At 59.5% G+C, this 23,156-nt stretch carries 17 protein-coding genes and 1 tRNA gene; 11 read left to right on the top strand and 7 right to left on the bottom strand.

What is annotated here, in order from left to right:
• The first annotated feature begins 3 nt into the window (after positions 1 to 3).
• The 4 genes from CZ322_RS09320 to CZ322_RS09305 all read left to right on the top strand — a co-directional run bounded on the left by CZ322_RS09320 (position 4) and on the right by CZ322_RS09305 (position 4,599).
• Complete coding sequence (locus CZ322_RS09320) at positions 4 to 1,086, top strand: hydroxymethylglutaryl-CoA reductase (protein WP_087071065.1); 1,083 nt, start codon at positions 4 to 6, stop codon at positions 1,084 to 1,086.
• Positions 1,083 to 2,258, top strand: a complete 1,176-nt coding sequence (locus CZ322_RS09315; RefSeq protein ID WP_087071064.1) for a hydroxymethylglutaryl-CoA synthase — start codon at positions 1,083 to 1,085, stop codon at positions 2,256 to 2,258. The genes CZ322_RS09320 and CZ322_RS09315 overlap by 4 nt, the downstream gene beginning before the upstream one ends.
• Positions 2,259 to 2,467: 209 nt before the next feature.
• A complete protein-coding gene (hemQ, locus tag CZ322_RS09310) occupies positions 2,468 to 3,196 on the top strand; it encodes a hydrogen peroxide-dependent heme synthase (RefSeq protein WP_234984528.1) in 729 nt (242 codons plus the stop codon).
• Positions 3,197 to 3,333: 137 nt separating this feature from the next.
• Positions 3,334 to 4,599 (top strand): ferrochelatase, encoded by a 1,266-nt coding sequence (locus CZ322_RS09305; protein ID WP_087071062.1) that lies wholly within the window; start codon positions 3,334 to 3,336, stop codon positions 4,597 to 4,599.
• Here the strand turns inward: CZ322_RS09305 and orn are convergent, their stop codons facing one another.
• Both orn and CZ322_RS09295 read right to left on the bottom strand, forming a co-directional pair.
• Positions 4,600 to 5,307 carry an oligoribonuclease gene (gene orn, locus CZ322_RS09300; protein ID WP_257959927.1) on the bottom strand — a complete coding sequence of 236 codons (708 nt, stop codon included), beginning with the start codon at positions 5,305 to 5,307 and terminating at the stop codon, positions 4,600 to 4,602.
• A 121-nt stretch (positions 5,308 to 5,428) separates the two neighbouring features.
• A tRNA-Arg gene (locus tag CZ322_RS09295) sits at positions 5,429 to 5,501 on the bottom strand.
• 46 nt (positions 5,502 to 5,547) lie between these two features.
• Between CZ322_RS09295 and CZ322_RS09290 the strand changes: the two genes are divergently transcribed.
• From CZ322_RS09290 to ettA, 4 genes are all read left to right on the top strand, one after another.
• On the top strand, positions 5,548 to 7,866 hold the full coding sequence (locus tag CZ322_RS09290) for a GTPase (RefSeq protein ID WP_087071061.1): 2,319 nt from the start codon (positions 5,548 to 5,550) through the stop codon (positions 7,864 to 7,866).
• Positions 7,867 to 7,909: 43 nt separating this feature from the next.
• Positions 7,910 to 8,527 (top strand): single-stranded DNA-binding protein, encoded by a 618-nt coding sequence (locus CZ322_RS09285; RefSeq protein ID WP_087071060.1) that lies wholly within the window; start codon positions 7,910 to 7,912, stop codon positions 8,525 to 8,527.
• A gap of 132 nt (positions 8,528 to 8,659) precedes the next feature.
• The gene (locus CZ322_RS09280; protein WP_087071059.1) at positions 8,660 to 8,860 is read left to right on the top strand and encodes a hypothetical protein; all 201 of its coding nucleotides are present in this window, start codon (positions 8,660 to 8,662) and stop codon (positions 8,858 to 8,860) included.
• A 249-nt stretch (positions 8,861 to 9,109) separates the two neighbouring features.
• The gene (ettA, locus tag CZ322_RS09275) at positions 9,110 to 10,789 is read left to right on the top strand and encodes an energy-dependent translational throttle protein EttA (protein WP_087071058.1); all 1,680 of its coding nucleotides are present in this window, start codon (positions 9,110 to 9,112) and stop codon (positions 10,787 to 10,789) included.
• Between the two features lie 150 nt (positions 10,790 to 10,939).
• Here the strand turns inward: ettA and CZ322_RS09270 are convergent, their stop codons facing one another.
• Complete coding sequence (locus tag CZ322_RS09270) at positions 10,940 to 11,875, bottom strand: acyl-CoA thioesterase (protein ID WP_180948632.1); 936 nt, start codon at positions 11,873 to 11,875, stop codon at positions 10,940 to 10,942.
• A gap of 31 nt (positions 11,876 to 11,906) precedes the next feature.
• The gene (locus CZ322_RS09265) at positions 11,907 to 14,657 is read right to left on the bottom strand and encodes a DNA methyltransferase (RefSeq protein ID WP_180948631.1); all 2,751 of its coding nucleotides are present in this window, start codon (positions 14,655 to 14,657) and stop codon (positions 11,907 to 11,909) included.
• A gap of 208 nt (positions 14,658 to 14,865) precedes the next feature.
• Here CZ322_RS09265 and CZ322_RS09260 point away from each other — a divergent pair, with 208 nt between their 5' ends.
• Both CZ322_RS09260 and CZ322_RS09255 read left to right on the top strand, forming a co-directional pair.
• Positions 14,866 to 15,792 carry a DNA adenine methylase gene (locus tag CZ322_RS09260; RefSeq protein ID WP_087071056.1) on the top strand — a complete coding sequence of 309 codons (927 nt, stop codon included), beginning with the start codon at positions 14,866 to 14,868 and terminating at the stop codon, positions 15,790 to 15,792.
• Between the two features lie 291 nt (positions 15,793 to 16,083).
• Positions 16,084 to 17,508, top strand: a complete 1,425-nt coding sequence (locus CZ322_RS09255) for an IS3 family transposase (RefSeq protein ID WP_087069845.1) — start codon at positions 16,084 to 16,086, stop codon at positions 17,506 to 17,508.
• Here CZ322_RS09255 and CZ322_RS09940 read toward each other — a convergent pair.
• Entirely contained in the window at positions 17,438 to 18,964 is a 1,527-nt protein-coding gene (locus CZ322_RS09940) for a hypothetical protein (RefSeq protein WP_143231896.1), read from the bottom strand. The genes CZ322_RS09255 and CZ322_RS09940 overlap by 71 nt on opposite strands.
• 198 nt (positions 18,965 to 19,162) lie before the next feature.
• Complete coding sequence (locus CZ322_RS09250; protein WP_087071055.1) at positions 19,163 to 19,861, bottom strand: TetR/AcrR family transcriptional regulator; 699 nt, start codon at positions 19,859 to 19,861, stop codon at positions 19,163 to 19,165.
• Between the two features lie 92 nt (positions 19,862 to 19,953).
• Between CZ322_RS09250 and CZ322_RS09245 the strand changes: the two genes are divergently transcribed.
• Positions 19,954 to 21,207, top strand: a complete 1,254-nt coding sequence (locus CZ322_RS09245) for an MFS transporter (RefSeq protein WP_234984527.1) — start codon at positions 19,954 to 19,956, stop codon at positions 21,205 to 21,207.
• Between the two features lie 175 nt (positions 21,208 to 21,382).
• Here CZ322_RS09245 and CZ322_RS09240 read toward each other — a convergent pair whose 3' ends face one another.
• Complete coding sequence (locus CZ322_RS09240; protein ID WP_087071054.1) at positions 21,383 to 23,041, bottom strand: SulP family inorganic anion transporter; 1,659 nt, start codon at positions 23,039 to 23,041, stop codon at positions 21,383 to 21,385.
• Between the last annotated feature and the right edge of the window lie 115 nt (positions 23,042 to 23,156).

The raw sequence follows: 23,156 nt of genomic DNA, 5'->3' as shown, positions 1-23,156 counted from the left end.
GGCGTGACTGACTCGAGAATCACCCCGGACTCGCACACGCCCATCCCCACCAAATGGGTGGGCCCCATTCACATCTCCGGCCCCGTCCTCAGCGGCGCCGTGGAGGTCCCGCTCGCCACGTACGAAACACCGCTGTGGCCTTCGTGCAACCGCGGCGCGGACGTCTCGCGCATGGTGGAGGGCGGCATCTGCGTGTGCGTGGCCGATGAGCGCATGTCCCGTTCCGTGCTTTTTATTGCCGACGACGCCGCGGCGGCTCTCCGCGCCGTCACGGCAATCGCGGCGCGGCGCTCCGAGTGGGAGCGTGTGGTGGCCGGGCAGTCGCGCTTCGCGCGCCTGCTGGATATCCACCCCGAAGTGGTGGGGAATTTGCTTTTTGTGCGTTTCGAATTCTCCACCGGGGATGCCTCGGGCCACAATATGGCCACCCAGGCCGCCGAAGCGCTCATGGGCGCGATATTGGCGGTGTGCCCAGAGCTGGACTACGGCTCCATTTCCGGCAATTACTGCATTGATAAGAAACCCTCCGCCGTCAATGGGATTCTGGGGCGCGGGCGGCGCACCATCGCCGATATTTTTATTCCGGATGAGGTGATCGCCAAGCGGCTGCGCAGTGATGCGCACCGGATTGCTGAGCTGAATTACCGCAAGAATTGGGTGGGTTCCACGCTCGCCGGGGCGGTGCGTTCCGCAAATGCCCACTATGCCAATATGCTGCTGGCGGTCTACCTGGCCACCGGGCAGGATGCCGCGAATATTGTGGAAGGCTCCCAGGGTTTTACCCACGTGGAAGAACGCGAAGGCGGGCTTTATGTATCCTGCACTCTCCCGCATCTCATTGTGGGGACGGTGGGCAATGGCAAGGACCTGCCCGGGATCGAAGCGGTGATGGAGCGCATGGACCTGGCGGATCGCAGCCGACCGGCCGGGGAAAATTCCCGGCGCCTGGCGGCCATGATTGCCGCCACCGTGCTGTGTGGGGAACTATCCTTGCTGGCCGCGCAAACCAACCCGGGTGAGCTCATGCATGCGCATCGTAAATTTGAACGCGGCGGGGCACCCGCGCCGGTGAGGAGGACTAAGTGAATATCGGCATTGACGCGCTGGCCTGCGCCACCTCGCATTACTGCCTGCCGCTCGCGGATATGGCGGAAGCCCTGGACGTGCCCGTGGGTAAATATCACGTGGGGCTCGGTCAGGAGCATATGAGTATCCCGGCCCTCGATGAGGACGCCGTCACCCTGGGGGCCCAGGCCGGGGCCCGCCTACTGGCCGCCACCGGCACGGAGGGAATCCGCACCGTCATCTTCGCCACCGAATCCGGGGTGGATCAGTCGAAATCCGCCGGGGTTTTCCTGCATGCCCTCCTCGGGCTGCCGCGCCATGTGCGCACCGTGGAAATGAAGGAAGCCTGCTACGGGGGGACCGCGGCGCTGCAGAGCGCCCTCGGTATTGTGGCGCGCCACCCGAAAGAAAAAGTGCTGGTGATCGCCGCGGATATTGCCCGGTATGCGGCGGGCGGGGCCGGGGAACCCACTCAGGGAGCCGGCGCCGTGGCTTTCCTGGTGAGCGCGGAGCCGCGCCTGCTGAATATCCCCGCGGTGAGCGGCGTTTACACCGCGGATATCAACGACTTCTGGCGCCCGAATGATTCCAGCACCCCGCTGGTGGACGGCCACCTCTCCATGGACGCCTATATGGATGCCCTCACCGGTGCCTACGATGATTACCTCGCTCAGGGCGGCATCCCCGCAGCTCAGCTGGCTCGTTTCGTGCACCACCAGCCCTTCGGGAAAATGGCACGCAAAGCCCATGCCCGCCTCATGGCCCATACGGGCGACCCGCGCGGCGATGAGGTGATCGAAAGCGGCCTCGCCTACGGGCGCCAGATCGGCAATTCCTATACGGCAGCCCTGTATATTGGCATTCTTTCCCTGCTCGGCACCGACCCGGCCGATCTGACCGATACCCCCATCGGGCTCTTCTCCTACGGCTCGGGCGCGGTGGCGGAATTCTTCACCGGCATCCCGGCGGCCGGCTACCGCGAGCGACTGCGGGAAACCGGGGCGGATGCGGAAGGCGTAGCCGCGATGCTGGCCACGCGCGAACCCATCGATTTCCCCACCTACCGAGTTCTACACGGGGCCCTGCGCACCGATTCCGCTGATTTTTCGACGCCGCCCCAGACCACCGCACCCTTCCGCTTCGCCGGGGTGAGTTCCGGGGTGCGCCAGTACGAGGCGCGGGCGGAGGGATAGTGGCCCGGTGCGGCGTCGTCGTACCAAGATGGCGACACCCACGCGTGCGGCGCCCCGCAAAATAATCGTCTTCCGCATCGAAACTCGGCGATACTGAAGGGGAGCCACCCGCGCCGGGCCGGGCGAAAATCGGCAGTCTCCGAAATCTGATACAGTTTTTCTGCGCGTGTCAAGTGACGAAAGACTTAGGAGACAGTACGATGGGGAACATGACTCAACGACCCGCAGATGTGGAACCGAACTGGAGCGTCTCCGGCGGCGACCACCATCCTGATACCGAATACACGATTTACACAGTTGTTCATCGCCCGGCCGGCAGCCCGGCCCCCGCGGATCTTTCGAATGCCACGGCGCGCATTGATGAAGTTATTGCCGCGCATCCGGACGTTACCCTGCGTGGCTTCTACGATCTGTCCAATTTGCATGAGCATGCCGATCTCATGGTGTGGGTGCACGGTAAGAACCTCGCCCCGCTCCAGGATTTCATGCGTGATCTGCGCACCACGCCGCTTTTTGAAAATCTCGACGTGACCTGGCAGGTTCCCGGTGTGCACGTGGCCGCGGAATTCAACCGCATGCACGCGCCGGCCTTCCTGGTGGGTGATAAGCCGCTCACCTGGCTGTGCACCTACCCCTTCGTACGGCACGCCGATTGGTACCTCATGGACGGCAAGGAACGCGCCGTGCACCTGCGCGAACACGGTATGGCGGCCTCGAAATTTGAGGGGATCCTCGCCAATACGGTGGCGTGCTTCGGGATGTCGAATTACGAGTGGATGCTCGCTTTCGAAGCCGAAGATCCCACCCAGATTGTGGACCTCATGCGCGCCATGCGTTACACCCAGGCGCGGCGCTGGATGAAGCACGAAACGCCCTTCTTCTTCGGGCGGCGGTGCGAAACCAGCGAGCTCGCCAAGATTCTGCGCTACGAAGCCTAAACGGTGTTTACGCCGTAAACGACGTTCACGGATAAGCAGTGTTTACTGATAAGGATCGGTGACGTACCGTCACCGAGTAAACAGCGCTCGCGCAATAAGCAATGTTCACGGATAAGCAGCGCTTACACAGGAGATTCATGGACTACCAAAGCCAACAGACCAGCGCCGCCCTGGTGGCCGAACGGAAAGCTCCGCGTGCCACGCGCATCACCCGCGCCCCGGGCGAGCATATTCTTGCGGGAAGCCCCGCGGTGCAGCACGCTGCCGCGCGCGGGGAGCACTGGGTGAGCGAACCGACCGCCTACGATGCCATCGTGCTCGCCTCTTTCGGCGGGCCCAACGGCCAGGAGGACGTGCTGCCCTTCCTGCGCAACGTCACGGCCGGGCGCGGCATCCCCGATGACCGCCTCGAAGAAGTGGCGGTGCACTACCGCCTCAACGGGGGCAGCTCGCCGATCAACGGGCAAAACGCGGCGCTGCGTGCCCGCTTGGAAAGTGAGCTTGCCCGGCGCGGCCACAATATTCCCGTCTACTGGGGCAACCGCAATTGGGAACCCTATATTTGGGAAGTGGTGCGCGAGGCGTACGAGGATGGCCACCGCACCCTGCTGGCGGTGCCCACCTCGGCGTATTCGGGATATTCCTCCTGCCGCCAATACCGGGAGGATTTCGCGGACGCGCTTGAATACGCGCAGATCCCCGAGGATATGCGGGTGGATAAACTGCGGGAATTCTTCGATCATCCCGGTTTCGTGGTGCCCTTTATTGATGGCCTGGCGGCTGCCTACACCCAAATGCAGGAGCGCGGTTTCGCGGCTGAAGAGATCGAAGTCCTCTTCACCACCCATTCCATTCCCAACCGCGCCAATGAGCTCTCCGGCCCGCCCGAACTGGGTGGCGGGCTCTACCTGCGCCAGCACGAGGCGGTGCGCGATGCTATCCGCGCCGCGGTGGAGGAGCAGGTGGGGGCTCGACTGAGCTGGCAGATGGTCTTCCAGTCGCGCTCTGGCCCGCCGCATATTCCGTGGCTGGAACCGGATATTAATGATGTTATCGAAACGCTGCCGGGGCGCGGGCGGCGGGCCGTCGTCGTCGTTCCTATCGGTTTTGTATCCGAGCATATGGAAGTGCTGTGGGACCTCGATAATGAGGCGCGGGCCACGGCGCAGCAATGCGGCCTGGCGTTCGCGCGGGTTTCCACCCCGGAAGAGCATCCGGCTTTCGTGGCCGGGCTGGCTGACCTGGTGGAGGAGCGCCTGGAGGGGCGCCCGCGCGCGCAGCGGGCCCACCTCACCGAGATGGGCCCGTGGTTCGATCTGTGCCCGGCGCATTCGTGCCGGAATCCGCACCTGCCCGAGCTGCGCGCCATTGGCGGCTTCATCGGGGAAGGCGTGGACGCGTAATTATTCGGTGGTGCCGGCGGTGCTGGCAGTTTCGCCGGCCGCGGTTTCGGCTGGTGTGGTGCCGGTTTCGCCGGCATCGCCCGCACCGCTTGAAGCCAACCGCTTCGTTTCGCCTTCCACGCTGCGGGCAGCCTGCTGGGCGGCCTCGGTCTCCACGCTTTCCGGGAAGAGCACCGCGCGGTAATAGCGCAGCTCATCAATGGAATCGTAAATATCACCGAGCGCCCGGTGGTGCCCGAACTTCTCCGGCGACACAAAATACGCCTTCGGGTACCAGCGCTTCGTCAACTCCTTAATGGAGGAGACGTCAATAATGCGATAGTGGAGGTAATCGACCAGCTCAGGCATGTATTCGATGAGGAACGTCTTATCGGTACCCACCGAATTACCGCCCAGCGGCGCCTTACCTTCCGGCACCCGCTCCTTGAGATAAGCGAGCACCTGGCTCTGCGCCTCGGCCACGCTCACCCCGGCCTCCCATTCATTAATGAGGCCGGACGAGGTATGCATATCGCGCACAAAATCGTTCATCTGCGCGACCGCCGCATCGGAGGGCTTAATAATAATATCGATGCCCGCGTCCACCGGCTGGAGGTCACCGTCCGTCACAACAACGGAAATCTCCACCAGCTCATCAACACGCGGATCCAAGCCTGTCATTTCGCAATCGATCCAGACAATCGGATCGTTTAGATCGTGGTAACTCACCCCTCCATTCTAAGCACACGCGCGCGGGCGGGCGCGTGCGGTCCGCGTGGGGAAGGGATGGTACGACGACGCCGCCAGCTGGCAGGCCGTAACTCCGCTACGGAGCGGCTCAATCCATGAGCGCCCCCGAAAGGATTCGAACCTTCGACCAACGGATTAGAAGTCCGGTGCTCTATCCACTGAGCTACGGGGGCCTGGCGCGCGCTCGGCACAATATGTAACGAACTTTCACAATACGCAATGAGCTATCACGATGCGGAAAGAACTAACACCTTGCGCAGAAGCGGCGCTCTTAATGTACCCGAATCGGCGGCGCGGTTAAAACTACGCGCCCGCGTCAAAATAGTGAACAATAGAGGGGTGGCTCAATATCGTGATGTTCCTCGTCTCATCGCTCGCACTATCGACGCGCTCGATAAAGCGCGCTTTCCCCTTGCACTACCCGGCTCGCGCGATATCGAAGCCGAGCGCACCCAGCTCATCACCCAGCTAAAAAACCGGGTGCTCCCGCGGATGGAACGGGAAGCCACCCCGGCGGTGGTGGTGCTCGGCGGCTCCTCGGGTGCCGGGAAATCCACCCTCTTCAATTCGCTTTTCGGCGAAGAACTCTCCGCCGCCTCGGTGCTGCGCCCCACCACCCGCACCCCGGTCATCGCCGTGCACCCGGATGACGCACCGCTCCTGGACGGCCACGTGCTCACCACTTTGGCGGAGGTACGCGAAAGCACCGGGGCAATCCCCGGGCTGGTGCTGGTAGACGCCCCCGATCTTGATTCCGTGGACGCCGATAACCGCGCCCTGGCTCGCACCCTCCTCAATAGCGCCGACCTGTGGATTTTTGTGACCACGGCGTCCCGCTACGGGGATGCCACCGCCTGGTCGGTGCTCACCGATGCCCACGGGCGCGGGGTGACCACCGCGGTGGTACTCAACCGGGTTCCGGCCAGCGCCACGCCTACGGTGCGCGCGGACCTGGCGCGCCGTATGGAAAGCTCCGGGCTGGGCGACTCCCCGCTTCTCATCGTGGCCGATAACGGCGGCCCCACCGCCGGGCTCCTTCCCCCCGCCAGCGTGGCCGAGCTGCGCCAGTGGCTCGAATCCATGTCTGAAACCGGCTTCGGCCAGGCGCTCATCACCCGCGCGGATGCCGCCATGTTCCCGCATATGGGCGAACGCCTGGAACATATCGCCGCCGCGGTGGAAATGCAGGCGGAAGCCGTGGAGCACCTGCGCTCCGTGGTGGAGCAATCCGCCACCGCCCCGCGCGAGGCCCTGCGCAAGGCCGCCCTCAGCGGCCGCTTCGGGGCCGGGGCTCCCACCNCTCGACGGTGCCCTCACCGAAGTCACGGAGGTATTCCTCAGCCATCTCGGCGATGTGGAGCTCGGCTCGGGGCGCACGCTCCGGCTGCGCGCCGTCGAATTCAAAGACAGGTTCTAGTGGAGGAAGGGAAGAAGCTCATGGACACAGCCACCGTGACCGCGCGCTTGGAGCAGCTGCGCGGCGTCGTCGCTCAAGGAAAAGATCTATTCGATCCGTATGTGCTGCAGCGGGCCGAAAGGGAACTGGAGGAGATTTCCGGGCGCCTGGAGGCGGGGCTCGGCCTGACGGTGGCGGCGCTCGCGGGCGGCACCGGTTCGGGGAAGTCCACGCTGTTCAACGCGCTCACCGAGCTCAATTTCGCCGACGCGGGGGACGTGCGGCCCACCACCATGGATATCACGGCTTGCGTGTGGTCCGCGGCGGCCCGCCCCGTGCTGGCGGCCCTCGGCGTGAAAACGGAGCGCACCATTTCCCATAATTCGCTGCTCAATACCTCCAAGCGTGATCTTGATTCCCTGGTGCTCCTTGACCTGCCCGATCACGATTCGGTGAGCCTGGGCAATTCGGCGCTCGTCAATCGGATTTTGCCGCTCGTGGACGTGCTGGTGTGGGTGCTCGACCCGCAAAAATACGCCGATCACCTCATCCACGATTCCTATATCGCGGCGATGCGCGAACGCGCCGATCGTATGATCGTGGTCCTCAACCAGATCGATACCCTCCCGGAGGGCGGCACGGAGGCCATCACCGCGGATATCCGCAAGCTGCTACGCGCGGACGGTATTGCCGATAGCGTCCCGATTTTCCCGGTCTCGGCGCTGCGACGGCGCGGGCTGGAGCCGCTGCGCGACGCCCTGGAGAAGGCAGCCGGGCTCACGAATGCCGCGCTGGAGACCACCGCTGCGTATCTTGACGAGATCGGGGCGCGCCTGGGGGAGGGCCTTGAGGCTGCGCCGGTGGCTTTGGAGGCGGAGAAAGCGGAGGAGATCGCGCGCGGGCTGTCGGTGGCATCCGGCGTGCCGGCGGTGGCCGAGGCGATTGCCGGGGTGGGCTGGCATGCCCGCGCCNCATTGCGTTGCTCCGGCGCGGGAGGTGCTCGACCAGTACGCGCGCGTGCGCCAGGTGGTGCGTGGGGAGTAGGGAGAGTAGCTGGCGATCTATCCACAGGTTGCCGAAATGTCATGGTTATCCACAAGCAGGTGCATGCGGATAGCCGAGCGAGAGTGAGCGGGTCATGATGGTGTCCACCGCCCGCACGTGGCGGTGGGAAAGGACAGCATCATGGTTAATGACACCATCGTCGCGGTACGTGGATATGCCGGCGGCAACCCGAAAGTTTATGAGAACGCCACCAGTGGGGATGTCACCACGGTCAATCTTGGGGTGACCCCGCGCTACTTCTCGCGAGAAACTAACCGCTTTGAGGACGGCAATACTATTTGGTACACGGTGCGGGCTCGCGGCACCCTCGGCCGTAATATCCAAACATCGGTGACTACCGGCACCCCGCTGCTGGTGCGCGGGCGGCTCGATATGCGCGAATGGACCGGTAAGGACGGTTCCACCATGCGCGGGCTCACCCTCTTTGCCGATGCCGTGGGAGTCGAGCTCACCACCGGGCGGGCCAGCTTCGTCAAAGTGCGCCCCGATCCAGCTGCGGAAACAAATGGCGGAGTCGCTGGCACGGTGAGTTCCGCGGATACAGCGGCAGGGGAAAGCACGCCGGGGGATAGCCGTTGGCTCACCGAGGAGTCGGATTCTTCTGAAGCGTCGGGTGAACCGCTCGGGCCAGCTGGAATAGGTGTGCCGCCTCCGGGGATGTCACCTGACTCGATGTCACCTGATGCGATGTCAGCGGATGAAGCCTTGCGCTCGGATCCGTCAGGTGGCGCATGGTGATGCCGAAAATGCCTCTACTCACCCGTTGTTCTGATAGGTACACTACAAGCATGCCCGGGTTTAATTCCTCGGAACAAACCCTGGACCACTTCACTATTTCCGCGCCTAGTTATTGAGGGGAGGGATGTAAAGATGAGTATCAATATTGGTGAAGAAATGCTTGACCGTCTTGAAGAACTTGCGGGTGACAATGCCGAAGTAGTGGCACACGAGGCTATTGAAGATGCCCTTGACCTCATTGAGGCGGAGAAGATCTGGGCGGATGTTGAGTCCGGCAAAGAGCGGCTCATACCTTTTGATGAGGTGGTGCGTCGCCTCGGGGTGGAAAATTAGTTTCAGCCTCCTAGGCAAGGCGTATACCGAAGAGACATCTACCAGACTCGTTAGCGATTCTTTTACCACCACGTAGATATCCATAGTCTGCCGCGATGGCATGCTTATCTACTTGAGAAAATCCCATTCCATCCCGGTTCCAGTCACATCGGGGGGACTTTTCGCGGGCGGCTCGGTACACTGGTCTGGGCCGCTCGCGCAACACCTAGCGCGATGCGCGGCACTGAATCGCGAATCAGGACGGGATAAGTGGCTGAATACATTTACCAGATGATCCACGCTTCCAAGCGTGTGGGGGATAAGACCATCCTTGACGACGTCACCATGGCGTTTTTCCCCGGAGCCAAGATCGGCATGGTCGGTCCGAACGGTGCCGGTAAATCAACAATCTTGAAGATCATGGCCGGGCTGGATGAGCCCTCCAACGGGGAAGCGCGCCTCTCCCCGGGCTACACGGTGGGTATCCTCCTTCAGGAACCTCCCCTCGAAGAGGATAAGACCGTCCTGGAAAACGTGCAGCTAGGGCGTAAGGACATTCTGGAGAAGATCACCCGTTTCAACGCCATCGGTGAAGAAATGGCGAATCCGGATGCGGACTTCGATGCCCTCATGGAAGAAATGGGCAAGCTGCAAACGGAAATCGATGCCGCGAACGCCTGGGATCTGGACTCTCAGCTGGAGCAGGCCATGGCCGCGCTGCGCTGCCCTCCGGGGGATACCCCGGTGTCCGTACTTTCCGGTGGGGAACGCCGCCGCGTGGCCCTGTGCCGCCTGCTGCTGGAAGCCCCGGACCTGCTTCTCCTTGACGAACCGACGAACCACCTGGATGCCGAATCCGTGCTGTGGCTCGAAAAGCACCTGAAGTCCTACGCGGGTGCGGTTATCGCCATCACCCACGACCGCTACTTCCTGGACAATATGGCGCAGTGGATCGCGGAAGTGGACCGCGGCTGCCTCTACCCCTATGAGGGCAACTACTCGACCTACCTGGAAACCAAGAAGGATCGTCTGGAAATCCAGGGCAAGAAGGATGCCAAGCTCGCCAAGCGCCTCAAGGATGAACTTGAGTGGGTGCGTTCCTCGGCGAAGGGCCGCCAGGCCAAGTCGAAGGCACGTCTGGAACGCTACGAAGAAATGGCAGCGGAAGCTGAACGCACCCGCAAGCTCGACTTCGAAGAAATCCAGATTCCGCCGGGGCCGCGGCTGGGCAATGTGGTTATCGAAGCGAAGAACCTCAAGAAGGGCTTCGGGGACCGCGTGCTCATCGACGGGCTGTCCTTCTCGCTGCCGCGCAACGGCATCGTGGGCATTATCGGCCCGAACGGCGTGGGTAAAACCACCCTCTTCAAGACCATCGTCGGCCTCGAACCCCTCGATGGCGGGGAGCTGAAGATCGGGGAAACGGTGAAGATCTCCTACGTGGATCAGAACCGCGCCGGTATCGATCCGGAAAAGAGCCTGTGGGAAGTTGTTTCTGACGGGCTGGATTACATCCAGGTCGGCCAGGTGGAAATGCCCTCGCGCGCCTACGTTTCCGCATTTGGCTTCAAGGGCCCGGATCAGCAGAAGAAGGCCGGGGTGCTTTCCGGTGGTGAACGCAACCGCCTCAACCTCGCCCTCACCCTCAAGCAGGGCGGCAACCTGCTGCTCCTTGACGAACCGACCAACGATCTGGACGTGGAAACCCTGTCCTCCCTGGAAAACGCGCTTTTGCAGTTCCCGGGTTGCGCCGTGGTTATCACCCACGACCGCTGGTTCCTTGACCGCGTGGCCACCCACATCCTCGCCTACGAAGGCACCGATGAGGATCCCTCCAAGTGGTACTGGTTCGAAGGTAACTTCGAAGGCTACGAGAAGAACAAGGTGGAACGCCTGGGTGAAGCCGCACTCAACCCGGGTGCCGGCGCCCACCGCAAGCTCACGCGCTAAACAAGCTCACGCGCTAGACAAACTGGCGCGCTAGGCGAGCCGCCGCGCTAAGCGCGCGTGCGAAAAGTTCAGGCGCGCTAACTGCGTACGGGCACGAGTCAACCGCTTATGCCCACGCGCGCAGCGCCCACATTGAGTAGCTACCGCCAGCTACTCGACATGCTGCTCGGGATGGTCCGGGTGTCGTTCTGGCACCCGGACCATCCCTTCTTGGCTCATGGAGGCAATATGGCGGCCGTCCTGGAAGAACTTTGCGTTCACCAGGGCGCGCCCGTTCTGCGCGGAAACACACTCCATCTCCGCCAAAATCCACTCCGACATATCAAAATTGCGATGCCACCAGATCGCGTGATCGAGGGTCGCCACCGAAATCCCGCGGGAAAGCCAGGCCAAGCCGAGGGCCCGCAAGGCCGGCTCCAACATGAACTGATCCGCCGAATACCCGAGCATCGCCCGCTGGAGGGTGCGCGAGGTCCCTTCCGGCATCGGCGAACGCGCCCGTAGCCACAGGTGCTGGCGCGGGGACCGCCCCGGATCCGGCCGCAGGTAGATATCACCTTCCACCCGCCGCATATCGATCCCGTTCGTGGACGACATCACCTTCGCGAACACGTTATCGAGCGCCCCGAAGAAATCCACCGAAGACGGCAGCCCCTCCGGCCCGGGAACATCCGGCATGGAGGAAGCCAGGGTAGGCCCGGGCTGGCGCAACTGGAACGACACCCGCGCCGTGAAAATCAACCGGTCACCCTGGTACGCGGTGACATTCCGGGTAGAGAAGGAGCGCAGATCGTTGATCTCCTCCACCTGGAACTCGATAGGCTCATCCAGGTGCCCGGCCCGCTGGAACGCCGCGGTAATGGAATGCGCCAGCCGCTCATCCTCACCGATGCCGAGCGAGCGCTGCACATCATCAGCCGCCGCCATCGTGGCCTGCCCGAGCACCTGCCCGCCGTACACTTTCCCGGTGATCTGCACCAGGTTCTGGCCGCGATACCGCCCCGTCCCGCAGCGCTCCAGCCGCAAATTATTGAGAATCGACGCCAAGGGCTCGGTGTGCGTTTCCGGTATATCGATGCGGTGCATATCTTCCTCACTCCCGGCGGCGCGCGCCACGCTACTTCCCCTCCGCCGCAACGAGCTGCTGATATTTCTCAAACAGGACGGCCAGCCGCTCCTCATCAGAAGCAAAGGGCTTGTTGCGATAAAGTCTATCGACTGCCTCGTCAATTTTTTCGTGCGCTTCGCGGAGGTTGCGTGGCATAAGGTCCGGGTCGTAGAGCTCGGCTAAGGTTTTTTCGCAGTGGTATTCGCGTACATCGAGTACGCGTAGCGCACGTTTCGTAAGTTCTTCTTTCGACGACGCCGACAACTCTGGCACGGGGAAAGTGTTATAAACCAAGGTATTCGAGTAGCGTAGCCGGGTTTCGAGCTGGCCCCCAACAGCGCGTAGCCAAGCCATATGCATTTTCGAGGTGAGCAAGGCGAACAGCCACGGCTCAGCATCGTAGATAGCGAACGCCAGATTGGAAATGATGGTGTCTGGGCCAAGGTAGCCGACGGGAACGTACTCACGGCGTTCCGAAGAAACACTTGGAACGATAATCGAATCCGTAGGCTTATAGCGGACTTCCCCAAATCGCCAAGGAATAGCAGCAAACTCTTGGGTCTGCTTCTTTGTGCTGGCCGAACGCATAGCGGAAACGTGCTCCAGGCGCCGCTTCACCTCCGGAATCTCGGCTGCTTCGTGCCGGTTTTCTTCCGTGAGCCACAGGCAGTAGCGGTCTTTCCCATTGATGTAGTCGTCAGCTCCCACGAACTGCTTGAGGACTTCGGAAAGCTCGGGATGGCTAGTGAGGAGGTCTTCAGCTTCCTGATCCGAAAGGATGAGGTTACCGCCGTCAGTCGGTTGGGATCCCTTGGTCATTTTTGGTAGGAACGGGGATAAAGTTGTGCTTCTTGCAGTGACGAAGGTGCTCTCACCAGCAATGAGGTAGGCGTTAATATTCTCAACCGGAGTTCGCACCAGGTCCGTGAAGAGGCATTTCGGTTCGGAAGATTCGTTGCGCAGGCTGATAACGGCCACGGTTACTCCGGCATTATGGGAGGCGTTATTGCTCCACTTGAAGGAGGTGTAGGCGTAGCCGATTTCAATGCCGCCCGTGAAAACGTAGGGGTGGAGCAGAGCGACCTGCTCGCCCTGGGTAATGGAATTCGTGGTCACAAAAGCGAGCTTGGCTCGGGTGCCGCGAATGTAATTGGCGCCCTTAATGAACCAGAGGGCAACGTAATCGAGCTTCTTCGGATACTTCGCGCTATCGAAAACATAGGCGAAGTCCTCCTTCTGATCCTTGGTCTGGTATGTACTTCCTACATAGGGTGGATTTCCGATAATGTAAATTTCATCTGTTCCGTTATTGGGGCAGACCTCGTTCCAGTCGAGGCGGGTGGCATTCCCGTGCACAATATGCCCGGTTTCCTTGAGCGGGATGAGGGGAATATCCACGCCGAATTTCTCCGCGAATTCCTCATTCATCTGGTGCTTAGCGATCCAGAGCGAGAGGATCGCCATTTCGACCGAGACGTCATCGATTTCGATGCCGTAGAAGTTCTCGATATTGATAACCGACGAAGCCAGGCCCAGGGTAGCTGCGCCCAACTTTTCTTCCTCGCCCATCCCCAGCAAAGACCAGGAGCCCGAGGTGGAGAGGCTATCGATGCGTTCCAGGATTCGGTGCTCCAGCTGGCGCAGCGCTTTATAAGCAATAACAAGGAAATTGCCGCTGCCGCACCCGGGATCGAATACCTTAATGCTTTGGATACGAGCCAGCAAATCCCGCAGTTTCTTTACTGAATTGGCGGCAGCATCGTATTGCTTTTCCAACTCGTCCAGGAAGAGCGGGCGGATGGTTTTGAAGATATTGGGAACCGAGGTGTAGTGCTGACCCAGGTTGGCGCGCTGCTGCTTATCGACCACGCCCTGGAACATGGAACCGAAAATATCAGGGTTGATTTCTGACCAATCCAGGGTGCCGAGCCGCAAGAGGGAGTCCCGGGCCGCCATGGTGAAGTGGGGGACCGCCAAAGAGGCGTCGTCGTCGTTATTAATACGGAAAAGGCGACCATTGACGTACGGGAAGTCTTGCAGGTAGACGGGTTTGTCCGCGGCGTTCGGGGTGTCGAGGGCGCGGAAGAGGGTGCGGAGGAATTCCGCGGTGTCGGAGCCGTCGCGGGCGGTGAAAGAGCCGATGGCGCTGGTGAACTGGCCGCGCGCGAAAATGCCGGTGTCCTCCGCGAAGAAACAGAAAAGGAGGCGGGTGAAGAAAATATTGAGGCCGTGGCGGGACGCGGCGTCGGTGAGCATATCCGGGCTGGCTTCGAGGAGGTCGTCGTAGAGCTTGCTCATGTGTTCGGCGGCGCGGCGGTCCGCTTTGGTATCCGAGGCGAAATCGCGGCGCTCCATATTCGCCCACGGCAGGAAGAATGTGATGTTTTTGTCGATCTGCGCGAGCGGGGTGATGAGGGAATCGCCCGTTTTCGTATCGAAAGCGGCGAGGCTGATGTAATCGGTGGCGATGACGAAACGGGTGTTGTAGCGGATCGCGGTGTCGCTGGTTTTGAGATCGAGGGCCGCGGCCACGAGGTCGCCGGAGGTTTTGCGGATGTACAGCTTGTTTTTCCACGCAATTTCGTGTTCGCGGTCGGCCGCGACGTTGATCGAGCTGGCGGTGGTGGAACGCAGGCGGGCGATGGAAGATTTTGAGATGCCGTACGCGCGCAGCAGGTCAAAGAAGAAATCGCGGGTGTAGCTGGGTTGGCCGGCCAGCGCGCGCACGCTTTCCTCGATGGTGGATAGGGTCAGTGCCACGCGCGGCTCCTTTCACGGCGGGCCCGGGCGCGCGGGTGCGGGCCGGGGTGGTATGGGACTATCTTAGGCGGTGGCTCTGATGTTTCGCGTGCATAGGCAGGGGGTTGAACCGCTTTTTAGGCTCGTTGAATCTTGTCAAGTGAGGTGTCGGGGGAAATCGCCCTCTCCCTTGCTTTGTCCCGTACTATTAGGGGATGGGAGAATATCTATGGGTTTGATCAACACTAGTTGCGTAGCCGAATGCGAAGGGCAAACCGATGCGCTATGCATTGTAGCTAGACGTACTTTCTCGTCATTATCGCCACTTCGGTATCCAGGGGGGAAGGCGAAACTGGCCGGGTTTCTTTCTAAAATTCTCGACTCGGATGGTGGTATTCGACGTTATGTGGAACCCTACGCAGGTGGTGCCGGTGCAGGAATTGCCCTTCTTTCTTCCGGCCAGGTTAATGAGTTGCACATCAATGATCTCGATCCTGCTGTTTACTCATTTTGGAAGCTTTTCAAGAATAACGTGGACCGCTTGGTATCGTTCATTGAAAACGTTCCACTCGACGTTGAACAATGGAATTATCAAAGAACAATATATAGGGAGGCGCTCTGTCCAAGCCCGGAGTTAGGACTAGCATTCTTCTATCTCAATCGTACGAACAGGTCGGGAATCCTCAATGCAGGTGTGATTGGTGGTAAAAAGCAAACCGGTAATTATAAGATGGATGCTAGATTTAACCGAGGGGCGCTGGTTAAACGTGTCACGGATTTAATTCCGCATCTTGACCAGATGTTGGTGACAAACAAGGATGGTCGCGACATTATTAGTGCTTATGGCAATGATGAGAGTACGCTTCTTTATATTGATCCCCCGTATGTTCAAGCGGGCTCGAGACTATACCTTAACGCTTTTGACGGCTACGACCATATGAGTCTAGCCAATGTCATCCATGAATACCCAGAAGGGCGGTGGGTGATCACTTATGATAACCACCCTCTCGTTAGAGACTTGTACCGCAATGATTACTGTGTGCCTCTCTCGATTACTTATTCAGCGCATAAGAAAACAACCGCTCAGGAACTTTTAATAACATCACGGTACCTGGCGGATAAAATTGCAATCATAAATAAGGTTGCAGGTATGTAGAGTAGTCGAAAATATACTTATTTAGTTTTATAGTCCGCATACCATTGAGAGAGGAAGGCGAAAAGTACTGCCGCATTGAAAGCGCTTATAACGTGCTGCCCTGTCAGGTTCTGATAGGACGCATGTGCTGCTAGATTTCCATAGGTGCCAGCAGCTTCTGAAAAATTGCATGCATCGAACGTTGATTTGAGCTTCTTGTATCCGCCGAATTCTGGGAACTGTTTTGAAACATAAGTGAGGAAGGAATGGGGGTGCGGACGGTTTCCTAGAGATTTTTAAGGAGAACGTTCAATGAGTAAGCGTACGTACACGAGAGAGCAGATCCGTAAAGCCCTCACCACCTACCAACGCACGCAATCGGTAACCGCCACAGTCCGTAAACTGGGCTACCCAGGCCGAGACACGCTCTACAAATGGATCCGGAATAGCAACGAGAAACCAGAGCAGAGAAAACCGAAGAAACACGCCCCTAACCAGAAAATATCAACGGACGTGAAAGTAACTGCCTGCAAGCGATTCCGCAGCGGGGAAAACGCCTACACTATCGCCCAGGATCTAGGAATCGTGAACTGCACAAACATCTATGCTTGGGTTAAAAAGTGGGATGCGGAAGGCAGTCTAGGACTCATGAACGAGAAAGAATGCGACCAGATCAAAGCGAAAACCCGCCACCAACTGGAAGCCCAGCTACCCCAAGACCCGGAAGAATTACGTGCTCTTGTAGCCGATTTAATCGTGCAGAAACGCGTCTTGAAAGCCCAGCTCGAGCTAGCAAAAAAAGGAAAAGCCCGCACAGGCGGGCGCAGTGAAGCGGTAGAGAAAACACGGGTAGCTAACCAGCTACGCTCTACCACGCCGCTAGCCATGGTCTTAGATACCTTGGATTTGCCGGCAAGCTCGTACTATTACACCGCTAAACAGCTAGAGCGGCCTGACAAGCATGCTCGCTTGCGTGAGTTGATCGCTCAGATCGCGCGCGAGGGCTTGTATACGTATGGGTATCGGCGTATCCGTTTAGCGCTTAGAAAGCTTGGGTATGTGGTCTCGGAGAAAGTCATCCAGCGCTTGATGCGGGAAGAGGAAATCCCGGTCAGGTATGCCAAAGCACGCCGGAAGTACTCTAGTTACGGCGGGGAGATCAGCCCGGCACCGGAAAACCTAGTCGAGCGTGACTTCCACGCTGATGAGCCCGGACGGCTTTGGCTCACGGATATCAGCGAGTTCCACGCAGCTAACGGGAAGGTTTATCTCTCCCCGATTATTGACTGTTATGACGGGAAAGTCGTGGCGTATACGAGGGGATTACACCCAACCTCAGTGTTGGCTGATTCCTCCCTTGAAAACGCCCTGGCAACCCTCCCGCACCAGCGTCTAAACGAGCTACAAGCCGGCCAGAGTGAGCATCCACTCGTGATCCATTCGGATCGGGGAGTCCACTACCGGTCTGTGTCCTGGATTGAGCTTACGCGGCGTTACGGGTTGACGCGGTCGATGTCGAAGAAGGGGTGTAGTCCGGATAATTCTGCTTGTGAGGGGTTTTTCGGGCGGATGAAAACCGAGATTTATCACGGGAAGAAGTGGGCTACAACCGATGAGTTATGCGAGGCGATAGACGAGTATATGTTCTTCTATAACCAGAAGCGTATTACCTTGAAGTTCGATGGTTTAACGATTGTGGAGCATCGTCAAGCGGTTTTAAGCGATAATGTCCAATAAACAGTCCGCAGCCCCAATTGTCCGATAGTTTTTCGACAACATAGTCTACATTTTGCTTATGGTTGGAGTGGGGACGGGAAGGCAACTTCATGTCCGGTATATTTGAAAGGTCCAACGCGGACAGAGTGAGTTCGAAAAGGGACCGGAGCGCTGGAGTAATAAGGTAGAGCTTCGCGCGCCTGTTTGTTTGGTTAGCTGGTAGGTTTCCGTAAGTGAATACTCCATAAAGGAGGCCATTTACGTGCTCAAACTCAACGGATTCGTTGATGGTGAAAGTTGGGTGGACGTACTTGACGCCGAGCTGGTTATCGTCATTGTGCGATCCATCTTTTAGATTTTTCCTTAATGCATTCTTAAGGCTAATATTTCCGTTTTTAAAGACGTCTGAGTCGAGGGTGGCATCGACGCTTGGTTGCGAGCTCTCGCCAGGGGATTTCGGGGAATGATTGTTACTTGTCTCGCTTTTTGGACGGGAAAAGGGCTCCGATTCAGGTGAAGATTTTTTAGCGCAGTTGTCCTGGTGCCCTTGATCTTGTTCTTTATTTATTGGGGGCGTATCACCGTTGGAAAGGAAACTTAGAACTTCCGAGCGAGCTTTTTCGTCACCTTTGTGAATCGGATGACGGGTATTTAGAGGTGGTTCCCCTTCCTTCATGAGTTGCGCTAACCGCACGAGAATAACCAGCTGGTCGTCAGTTAATCTATCTGCCATTTCCTTTGGTGTCGTCCCGCAGGGAGCGAATAGACCTTCTTTTGTAAATTTCAGCCCAGTAAGTTGGCGAATCTCTTCCAGCCGGAGCGCGTATTCGAGAGGGGATGCCTTGACCGATGCTAATAGTTTCACTTCTTCTTCGGTGAGCCGCCCACGCAGTGCGTCGACCAGAGCGAAAAATGATCCCGCTTGCAAAAGCCGATTGAGACGGGATTTTAAATTATAACGCGACTTTAAATCTGCGACGGTCGATCCGGATTCAATCTGGACGTAATAAAACTGTGCCTGTTGCTCGGTAGACCATTGCTTCTTTGCTGTTTGCGTGTGTAGTCGCGCTATATGTGGCTGGAGTTCATCTGCGGATTCCGAGACCATAACGCGGATGTGAGATGGAATATCGGCCAATTCGCTCTTGTATTTTGTGACAAGTCGATCATATTGTGTCGCGATTTTATCTCCGAAGCGATGGGCGAGTGCGGGGTTATTCAGTAGTTTCAGTACTGTAACGCGGCGATTTCCTTCGAGAACTGTATATCCAGTATCCGTAGAGGTGACAAGGGGGATTTCGTTGTCGAGGTAGCCGGCCTTTAGAATCTCGCTAGCTAGTTCAAAGACCTTTTCATTCTGAATAAGATACAGAATGGCCTCATTCTCGTCGGTAGCGTGGATCGGCATGCGATAATTGCGCAGGTCGAGTGAAAGCTCTGTGACTGCAACTGTTTTAATATCTAGCGGGTACCCCATATTGTCTCCTCACATTCCCATTCCCATTCCCATTCCTATGTAGTCTACACACCATGGAAGCGGTGCCGTGTGAGCCTGGAGTGGCACCTGGAAACCTAAATTGCAACGGCTTACCGGAAGATCGAAGAATCTCGTGAAGTCGCCGTCGAGTTGTAGAATTATAACAATCTTAGATGTATAAGTGAACGTCGGTACGCGCTACTCGGTGCTTTCGCGGGGGAGGAGCGTTTGTTCCAGGCCCACCAGGAGGGCTTGCACCATGATGGTGAAGTATTCCTGGCTCATCTGGTTTTCGTGCTGCGGATCCGTGAGGGGCAGCAGGTAGTTGGTGAGCATATCGGTGAGCGCGGTGGAAGTGGCGGCCAGGGGCTGGGCCTGGGCGACCATGCGGCCTAGATCGTGGCGCTGCTCGCGGCGAGTGGGGCTGCGCAAATTGCGCGCCGTGATCGCCCACAGAATTGTATTGATAATCATGGTGTAGGCCTGCGGGGCGTGATGGCGGAAACCGGCCTCGTGCAATTTTTCGAAAGATGCTTCAAGGAGGGGGAGCATCTCGGCACTGAAATTGCCGTGCATCATCCGCTCCGTTACCCCCGGATGTTCAAGCAGAACCGGGCGGGCGTTCTGCGCCAGCGCCATGAACCACTCTTTCCACTCCAGGCTTGCTTCGGGCAGGGCGATGGAGCCGATGAGATGCGCTATCACGGCATCGACGATGGCGTCCCGATTGGCGAAGTAGTGGTAAATCACCGAAGGGGAGACCTTGAGTTCAAGCGCTAAATCGCGAATCGACCAATTTTCGATGCCGCGGTCACGGGAAAGGGCCTGGGCAGCGTGGCGAATCTTATCCTGGGTCAGGCCGACGCGCCGGCCGGTGTTCACGGATTTAGCGTGCATATGCCCAGCATATCGCCACCCCGCATTGACATTACTAGAACAGTGTTCTAGTGTGTGTGCCGTTCACCCATTACTTCTGAAAAGGAAGCGCTATGACCGACGCGAATACTCACCCGCAACCGGCAGCGGAACCGGAATTGGAGCCTGGCTCGACAAAGGGCCAGATTCCTGGCCTGTTCCCACTATTTCTCACCGTGTTACTGGCCTATATGGGCCAGATGATTCTCAACCCGATTATTGCCCCGCTCTCGCGCGAAATCGGCCTGCAAGAATGGCATATCGGGGCGACGATCTCCCTGGCGGCCATCGTGCTCTCGCTTAGCTCAACCACGTGGGGGAGGGTCTCCTTGCGGCGGGGCACCCGCCCCATCCTGGTGACCGGCATGCTCGGCGCGGCCACCGCGCTCGCGGCCTTCGCGGTAGTGGCCTGGTTTGGCTTGCAAGGAGCGTTGGTTGGGAGCGCCCTGGTGATCGGGGTGGTGTTCACCCGGGGCCTGCTGTACGGCGGATCCATTGCCGCCATCACGCCCGCCGCCCAGACCTACATCATCACCCACACCTACAGTGAGGCGCAGCGAGTCAAAGGCGTGGGCATGCTGGGCGCCGCGCAAGGATTCGCCACCATCCTCGGTGCGCTGGTGGGTGGGAGCCTGGCGGCCCTCGGCGGATTTATGCTGCCGCTGGTGGTCATGCCGCTCATGATTTTGGCCGGGGTTGTAGTGCTGCTGGTGACCTTCAAACCCACCCGGGGTGAAAAGCGGGTGGAGAAGCCCGCTAAAGTCAGCTACTTCGACCCGCGAGCATTCGCCTTCCTAGCCTGCGGCTTCCTCATGTTCACCGTATTTTCCACCCTGACCACCGTGTTCGGCTTCCTGCTCCAAGACGCATTGGGGCTGGAAGCGGCGGCCACCGCCGGATTTACGGCCTTGTGCATGTCCATTATGGGAGTGGTCATGATCATCGCCCAGGCCGCGCTGGCACCGCGGCTCGGCTGGAACGCGGTGCAGCTCTTCCGCCGCGGCCTGGTGATCTTCTTCGTGGCGGTGGCCCTGCTGCTCTACCCGAGCCACCTGTGGATTTTCGTGCTGGCCTGCGTGCTGGCGGGGCTCGGCTCCGGTTTAGCGATGCCGGGCTATAACACCGCGCCCACCCTGAAGATGGAGCCGCATGAGCAAGGCGGCATGGCCGGGCTCATCAATGCCAATAACGGCATGGCCTATGTGCTGGCCCCCGTTGCGTCCACGGCGCTCTATGGGATCGCACCGTGGCTACCGATTGCAGTATGCGTGGTGCTGCTGGCATTGGGCATTCTCATGAGTGCGGTGCATCCCTCATTTAGGCGGTAGCGGGGGAGGCGGCGTCGTCGTACCTATTTCGCACGCGCGCGAAAAGGCGACAAGGTATGGTTCGCGGGGTGGTGAGAAAAAACGTCTCCCCTGGGACACTTCTACGAGAGGTGCGGGGAGTCCTGTCACCGGGAACGGTACCAGAAAATGTGCGGGACCGGTAGATGATGGGGACTTACGTTTCTTCGACCGCGCGGAAACGGCCGGTGGCGGTGGAGCTGCCATTCGCGGCCACGATGCGGCGGGCCTGCGCCATCGCGCCGTCCATATCCGTGAAAAGATAATCGCCGATGCTGAGTTGGCCCAGTTCCATGCGCTGGGCCATCTCCTGCACCTGCTTGGGGAGGCCCTTGACCAGCACGGTATTGCCGGCATCGACCAGGCGGTCCACCACCTGCGCCAGGGCTCGCACCCCGGTGGCGTCCACGATTCCGACGCGGGAGAGGCGCAAAATTACCACGTCCACGCCCGCCAGGCGCGGGATTTCGCGCTCGATGCGGTCGCCCACGCCGAAGAACATGGTGCCGTCTACCCGCAAAATAGCAATTTTCGGATCGGAGGGGAGATCCTCGCGGAAAATACCCGAACGGTTCGCCATGCGCCGCAACACCAGAATCCCGGAAATAATAATTCCCACGGTGATCGCCCAAATAATATCCAGACCCACCGTAATAATCGCCGTGATCACGAAAACGGAAGCATCCGAGCGGTTGGAACGCATCACCTGGCGCACCGTATCCGGATTAATCATGCGGTAGCAGGTCACCACCAGCACGCCGGCAAGAACCGAGAGCGGGATAGCAGAGACCGCGGCGGAGACCAGGTAGACCACCGCGATGAGAACCAGGGAATGGATGAGGGCGGCCAGGCGCGAACGCCCACCCGAACGCACATTCACGGCGTTGCGGACGATCGCGCCGGTGGCGGGCATGCCGCCGAAAAGCCCGCAGCCCACCGACGCCAGGCCCTGGCCCACCAGCTCCCGATCCGGAGAATAGCTGCCGCCGCGCACCATCCCCGCCGCGATCCGCGCGGAGATGAGCGACTCGATACCCGCCAGGGCCGCCACCGCGAGCGCGCCCGGCGCCAGGGCGCTGAGGAGGCTTATGGAGATTTCGGGGACGACCTGTGCGGGGAGAGCGGAGGGGATGGTGCCGATGGTGGGCACCGTGAGGCCGGCGGCCCAGGCGGCCAAGCTTACCACCAGTACCGCGATGAGAGATCCGGGGAGCTTCTTCGAGATTTTCGTGCACGCCGCGATAATGACGATGGCGGCCAGGCAGAGCAGCCCCGTGGTGAGCACCGTTGCGGGAGTTATGCGGGTGAGGGCTTCGAAGTCGGCCGGCAGGGTGCTCAGGCCGGCGCGCGTCTCCACGCCGATAATATTCGGGACCTGCTGGAAGAAAAGAATGGCGGCGATGCCCACCGTGAAACCTTCGATCACCGGCCAGGGAATGAGGGAGACGGCGCGCCCCAGGCCCAACACCCCGGCCAGGAGGATGAGGCCTCCCGCCATGAGGCACAGGAGCGGCACCACTCGCGCACCGTGCGCGGCGACGATGGGTGCCAAGATGACCGCCATGGCGCCGGTGGGCCCGGAGATCTGGTAATTGGAGCCGCCGAAGATTGCCGCGATAATTCCCGCAACGATGGCGGTAATGAGGCCGGCCTCCGCGCTCAGGCCGCTGGAAATAGCGAAAGCTAGGGCGAGGGGGAGGGCTACGATTCCCACCGTGACCCCCGCAGCGATATCTTGGCGCCAATATTTTTTGGTGGCGCGTAGGTCATCGGTGCAGGGCAGTAGGGAACGCAGATGCGTGATAAAAGCGGGCACAGAAACCTTTCACAATCTCAGCATCTGAACAGGCCATATCGCGCATACGTGGAGAGTGTGGCGCTCGAATAGTGTTGTTTCGCACCGGATCGCGCTGTTTTATAGCGGTGGCGTC

Origin of the sequence: Actinotignum timonense (assembly GCF_900155575.1) — a bacterium.
GTDB lineage: Bacteria > Actinomycetota > Actinomycetes > Actinomycetales > Actinomycetaceae > Actinotignum > Actinotignum timonense.
The sequence above is the reverse complement of the archived record's forward strand: the minus strand, read 5'-3'. Positions and strand labels throughout refer to the sequence as shown.